At 73.5% G+C, this 1,731-nt stretch carries 2 protein-coding genes; both read right to left on the reverse strand.

Annotated features, from left to right (window positions below):
* Window positions 1–1,104 (reverse strand): GNAT family N-acetyltransferase (locus ABZ215_RS43685; protein ID WP_354956840.1); only part of this gene is annotated, 1,104 nt, incomplete at its 3' end.
* Window positions 1,086–1,731, reverse strand: a 646-nt coding sequence (locus tag ABZ215_RS43690) for an IclR family transcriptional regulator C-terminal domain-containing protein (protein WP_354956842.1), incomplete at its 5' end; no start/stop codon positions are given. The genes ABZ215_RS43685 and ABZ215_RS43690, both read right to left, overlap by 19 nt.

The following is a 1,731-nucleotide window of genomic DNA, read 5'->3' on the forward strand; positions in this document are numbered from 1 at the left end:
AGACGATCCGCACGCTGGAACGGCGCATCGGCGCGCGCCTGTTCGACCGGACGAGCAGGAGTCCATGCCCGACGGGTGGAACGGCTCGTGCTCGCCGCGGAAGGCCGCCGATGTCCGGGACAATGCGCCCGGTCGTAGCTCGATCACCCGGCTCGACCCGGCGAGTGCCGTCAGCGTTGGGCCGCCCAGGTAGGCCGCGCCCAGATCCGCCGCGCTCACGCACAACTCGGCCGGGGCCGAAGTTCGCGAGCACGTGACGCGCGTGCCGTCGGTGGCCAGGTGGTACCGGCCGGTGTTCCACGGGCAGAACGAGTCGCACACGGACAGCACCACGTCGAGCGGGACGGTGTAACGACGGACCGCCAAGGCGCGCTCCACGTCGACCAGCCGCACCCACAGGGTGTCCACCGGTCTGGGCCGCGAGGTGCCCAGCAGCGGCGAATCCACCGGCACCTGCGCCGATGTCCCGCAACCGGTATTCAGCAGGAATCGCCACAGGGTGGCGGCGCCCTGCGCCGTTGCCGCGCCCACCTCGGCCACCTGCAGCTCGCCCGCATCGCCAGGTCGGTAGAGCGCGTAGCCGTCCTCCGGCGAGTCGAGCACCGCCGCCACCCACGACGCCGGCAGCGCTGCCCAGAACCGCGGGGGCCGCGAAATCCATCCCACCGACGTCCGCCGCACCGCGTCGTACACCCGCTCCAACTCGGGGCTCGACGCCTCCAGCAGCCGGATCCGGCTCGTCGCCGAATCCGGCGTGGAAACGCCGCTCGTGCGCAGGCGCAACGCCCGCGACGCCGGCCCGTATCCGAACCGGGCGCAGCGCCCGGACGCCGCCGCCGACACCGTCTCGCCCGACTCGTACAACTCCGTCAGCTGCCGCGTCATCATCTCCGCCAGCAAGCCGCGTCCTCGGTGCGTGGGGGACACCTCCGCCCGCACCACCCACGCCACCGGCACAATTGCCCCGGGCACCGTCAGCTCTCGTGACACGATGGCCACAGCCCCGGCGATCTCGTCGTCGTCCACCGCGACGATCGTGCGGCCGGGCTCACCCGTCCCGCGCAGCCTGTGCTGCTCGGGCTCTGTCAGCGGCCGGATGAACACACCGCTTGTGTAGCCCGCCGGGCCGGCCGAGCACCAGAGGATTCCGCCATCACCCGCGCCGGTCCGCCGGCCAGTCGCTGCGACAGCGACCTCGACGTGGCCGTCAGCAGGCGCGCCAGCTCCCTCGGCCGGGCGCCGGCCACCTGCACCACCACGCTGATCGCCGCCGCGACCCGGCCGGATGGGTCTCGCACGGGGGCGGCCACCACGAGGTCGTCCGGTGTGATCGTGCCCCGCGCGACCGCCACTCCGGACTGGCGGATGAACGCCAGCTGCCGCCGCAGCTCGCCGGGGTCCGTGATCGTGTAGCGGGTGAACCGCTCCAGCGGTGAGCGCAGCACCTCGGCCTGGAACGCCGGCTCCGCGTGCGCCAGCAGCACCAGCCCGGTGCCCGTCGCGTGCATCGGCCAGCGGTCGCCCACCCGGCTGTTCGTCGCGGCGGCCCTGGCGCGCAGCGTTTCCACGTACACGACCTCGCGGCCGTCCCGCACCGCCAGGTGCACGTTCCCGCGCGTCAGCGAGTGCAGATCGTCCAGGAACGGGAACGCCGCTTCCCGCAACTGCAGCCCGCGCGGCGCCAGCGCGGCCAGCTCCAGCAACCGCAACCCCACCGAGTACCGGCCCGCC

The organism is Amycolatopsis sp. NPDC006131 (assembly GCF_040614175.1).
Lineage (GTDB): Bacteria > Actinomycetota > Actinomycetes > Mycobacteriales > Pseudonocardiaceae > Amycolatopsis_E > Amycolatopsis_E tucumanensis.